Source organism: Micromonospora sp. ATA51 (assembly GCF_016802855.1).
Classification (GTDB): domain Bacteria; phylum Actinomycetota; class Actinomycetes; order Mycobacteriales; family Micromonosporaceae; genus Micromonospora; species Micromonospora sicca.
This window is the reverse complement of sequence record NZ_JAEVHJ010000480.1, coordinates 1-3,575: the sequence shown is the minus strand read 5'-3', so window position 1 is coordinate 3,575 and position 3,575 is coordinate 1. Positions and strand designations below refer to the sequence as shown.

5 protein-coding genes and 1 pseudogene are annotated in these 3,575 nt (G+C 71.1%); all 6 read left to right on the top strand.

The window, feature by feature from the left end; genetic code table 11:
• Positions 1-618 (top strand): annotated as a pseudogene (locus tag JNW87_RS36275) (hypothetical protein); the annotation flags it as partial.
• The gene (locus JNW87_RS36270) at positions 527-2,011 is read left to right on the top strand and encodes a glycoside hydrolase family 130 protein (RefSeq protein ID WP_309234148.1); all 1,485 of its coding nucleotides are present in this window, start codon (positions 527-529) and stop codon (positions 2,009-2,011) included. The pseudogene JNW87_RS36275 and the gene JNW87_RS36270, both read left to right, overlap by 92 nt.
• Positions 2,012-2,120: 109 nt before the next feature.
• A complete protein-coding gene (locus JNW87_RS36265; protein ID WP_146231024.1) occupies positions 2,121-2,309 on the top strand; it encodes a hypothetical protein in 189 nt (62 codons plus the stop codon).
• A 122-nt stretch (positions 2,310-2,431) separates the two neighbouring features.
• Positions 2,432-2,566 carry a hypothetical protein gene (locus JNW87_RS40075; protein ID WP_255420192.1) on the top strand — a complete coding sequence of 45 codons (135 nt, stop codon included), beginning with the start codon at positions 2,432-2,434 and terminating at the stop codon, positions 2,564-2,566.
• Positions 2,563-2,697: a hypothetical protein gene (locus JNW87_RS40070; protein WP_255420191.1), complete on the top strand. Its 135-nt coding sequence runs from the start codon at positions 2,563-2,565 to the stop codon at positions 2,695-2,697. The genes JNW87_RS40075 and JNW87_RS40070 overlap by 4 nt, the downstream gene beginning before the upstream one ends.
• A gap of 17 nt (positions 2,698-2,714) precedes the next feature.
• Positions 2,715-3,503 carry an MFS transporter gene (locus tag JNW87_RS36260; RefSeq protein WP_161557796.1) on the top strand — a complete coding sequence of 263 codons (789 nt, stop codon included), beginning with the start codon at positions 2,715-2,717 and terminating at the stop codon, positions 3,501-3,503.
• The last annotated feature ends 72 nt before the right edge of the window (positions 3,504-3,575 follow it).

The window sequence follows — 3,575 nt, the reverse complement described above, 5'->3', positions numbered from 1 at the left end:
CGCCGCCGCGGCGGCGCTGCTGGCCGACGCCGCCCGCGCGTCGGCCCCGCCGACCCCGATCCGCGTTGGCCGTGGCCGCGGCAGCGGCTCAGCTACGCCAGCGCGGCCCTCGCGGAGGTCGTCATCGCCGCCGGCCAACTGAGCGGGGACGCGCCGCTGCTCGCTGCCGGGCTGCGGATGCTGACCTGGCTGTGCGAGGTCCAGCTCCGCGACGGACGGCTCTCGGTCGTACCCGCTGAAGGCTGGGAACGCGACAGCCCTCGGCTGCGCCACGACCAGCAGCCCATCGAGGTCGCCGCCCTCGCCGACGCCTGCGCCACCGCCGCCGCGGTGACCGGTGACCCGGCCTGGGAGATCGGCCTCGGGCGGGCCGTCGGGTGGTTCCTCGGGGACAACGACCTAGGCATGGCCATGTGGGACCCGGCGACCGGCGGCGGCTACGACGGGCTGACCCCGCACGGCCCCAACTTCAACCAGGGCGCGGAGTCGACCCTGGCGCTGATCTCCACCCTGCAGCACGCCCGCGGTGGTCGTGACCGGAACCCCGGCCACCCGCCAGCGGCTCACCCTCGCCCCCGACCCCCGCCGGGTCATCATCAAGCTCTTCGTCCCGGGTGAGGACGCCGCGGTGGCGCACACCCGCGCGCACGACCTCGTCGACCGGATCGCGGACCTCGACCCGGACGAGACGGAGCTGCTGCTCCGACGGACCCTGCACGACTTCGGCGACCGGCACCGCGACCTGGAAGGCACCTTCCAGCACCACTACGAGCTCGTCCGGCACCGAGTCACCCGCACCCGGCAGCTCTCCCCCACCGCCCGGCTGCTGGTAGGTGCCTACTTCAGTCACGAGTTCGCCGTCGAGGCCGCGGCGCTGTGCAATCCGTCCATGGTGGCCCACCCCGACCAGTCCGCGCTGCGACCCGGGCAGCTACGGGTGGCGGTCAGCCTGCGCCAGATCGGTGAGGGTCACCTCTCCTCCATCGGGTTCGCCAGCGCGGTGCTGGGGCCCGGGAGCCACCTCGCCGTGCAGGGGCGGCCGGGGCCGCTGGTGACCGGCCGCCCCGGTCACGTCCAGCACCGACGGGACCTGCTCGCCGCCGGGCTGCGCGAGGAGGGCTGGGACAACGAGGTCTCCGCCACCGTGCTGGCCACCCTGCCGGAACACTACGACGAGGCCGAATTCGAACGGGCGCTCGGCGACCTGCCGCCCGATCTGCTCTACCGCCACACCACGCCGGACACGCTGGAGCAGCTGCGCCGGACCTCTGCGGCCAGCTATGCCGTCGAATTCCCGGCCGACACCCTCCTGCATGAGCGGGTGCTCTGGCCGGCCACGGCGGCGGAGAGCAACGGCATGGAGGACGCCCGGTTCGTCAGGTACGTCGACGACGCCGGCACCCCGACCTACCGGGCGACGTACACGGCCTACGACGGTCAACGGATCGCCCCCCGCGCGCTGACCAGCGACGATCTGCGTCACTTCCGGATCGACCCGATGCGCGGACCGGGCACCCGGAACAAGGGCATCGCGCTCTTCCCCCGGGCCGTGGGCGGCCGGCACCTCGCACTCTGCCGCTCCGACGGTGAAACCATCGGCCTGACCGCCCTGGCCGACGACAACACCTGGCGGGCCCCGGTGCCGCTGCACGGACCGCGCCGCAGCTGGGAGTTGATCCAGGTCGGCAACTGCGGGTCGCCCATCGAGACCGACGCGGGCTGGCTCGTGCTCACCCACGGCGTCGGCCCGATGCGCCGCTACGCCATCGGAGCCCTGCTGCTCGACCTGCACCGACCGGAGCGGGTGATCGCCGAGCTGCCCGGGGCGCTACTGGCCCCCGACGACACCGAGCGCGAGGGTTACGTACCCAACGTCGTCTACTCCTGCGGAGCGCTGCTCCACGGCGACCTGCTCTGGCTGCCGTACGGCGCCAGCGACGCCCGGGTCGGCTTCGCCACCGTACCCCTCGCCCCGCTCGTCGAGGCGATGGTCCAGGGCCGGTCCAGCTGAAAGTCGAGCGGCCGACGAGGTACGGCGGGCCGGAGGTTCGGCATCCCACCCGGCGGGGCAAGCAGAGCGGCACCCACCCCCACAAATGAACAGCACGGAGATGAATGACATGCAGTACCTCAGTGACGTCAACCTACGCGCCGTCCTCAACGTCCTCATCAACCGCGCCGGCGGCACTGTGGAGATCAGCAACGCCGAACTGTACGACGCGTTGCTGCCCGATCACGTCCAGGGGGAACGGGTACGAGTGGAGGAGACACAAGACGGTCTCCGACTGTCCGTCGTTCCGCGTCAATAGGCGATCAGGCGTTGTCAAAGCCGCCAGGTCCCTGTGCCGCGCATCGCTGAGTCGCACGCCCTCGTCACGAGCGCTGATCGCCAGTTCGCCGCCATACCGACCGCAGAACCTGCGGATTTCGCGTGACCGGTGAGCCCGCCTGGCCACTCACCCCGGCGGCCAACGCGCTCACCCAGTTGCTCGGCGGGATACTCGTCCTCGCTGCTCCGTTCGCGCTGGGTTTCCTTGCCGACCATGTCGGGCTGGCCGTCGGATGACCATCTACATGCCGTCGGCCAAGCTCTGGCCGCCGGCACACACCGAGGGGAGGTGTTGGTGGTGGCGCGGACGGACGCTCGACCGGACGCCCCCGGTGAACGTCGGCTGGGGGTTGCGTGGCGTGGTGTAGCGCCGTACCGGCCGCTGATGGCGCTGATGCTGGCCAGCTCGACGGCGTCGTTCACGGCACTCGGTGCGCTGTCGTTGTTCGCGCGGGACGAGTTGGGCGCCTCGAACACCGAAGTCACGGTCAACTTCGTCGTCATCGCGCTGGCCGGCATGGCCGTGCTGCTCACGACGGGCCACTTCTCCGACCGGGGCCGCGTCCGGCGCGTGATCGTTCCGGCCGGTTTCGCGTGGCTGGCCGCCGGCTACGCGGTCCTGGCGAGCGTGCGGTCGTACCCGGCGATGCTCGCCGTCGGGATCGTCTTCTTCTGCGCGGTCGGCGTCCCCAACACGCAGCTGATGGCCCACAGCCGGGACCTCGTGGAGAGCCGGGACGACACCGCCACTTCCACGGCGGTGATCGCCACGATGCGCATCGTGCTGTCGATCGGTTCGTTCACCGGATTCGGCATCGGAGGTCTCGGTCTGGCCTATCTCGGGGCGCGTCCGCTCTTCCGGGTCGTGGCGGTCGCCTGCCTCGGCTGTCTGGCGCTGTCGTGGTACCTGCTGGGAAGGGGCGACACGGTCGCGGCCGCGACAGGGCGCCCGGCCACGGTTGAGAACGTCGACGACGCGGGCGATGTCCGGACGCGGACGGCCGGTGGTCGGCGGCTACTGCTGATCCTCGCGGTCGTCATGGTGCTGTTCTCCAGTGGACGCATCATGCTGCTGTCCCAGTTGCCGATCCTGATGCGCGAATCTCTGGACGCCCCGCTGCAGCTGACCGGGTTGGCGCTGGCGCTGCCGTTACCTTTCAGTGAGCAAACGTGACTCATGATTGGCAGTCGTCCGTTGCCGGGCGACGTTGACCGGATGAACCGGTCTAGACGCTTCACGGCCCGC

Bases quoted from the DNA above. Each gene is read 5' to 3' on its own strand.
- JNW87_RS36265 (WP_146231024.1), top strand. From the start codon at position 2,121: ATGCAGTACCTCAGTGACGTCAACCTACGCGCCGTCCTCAACGTCCTC.
- JNW87_RS40070 (WP_255420191.1), top strand. From the start codon at position 2,563: ATGACCATCTACATGCCGTCGGCCAAGCTCTGGCCGCCGGCACACACC.
- JNW87_RS36260 (WP_161557796.1), top strand. From the start codon at position 2,715: ATGGCGCTGATGCTGGCCAGCTCGACGGCGTCGTTCACGGCACTCGGT.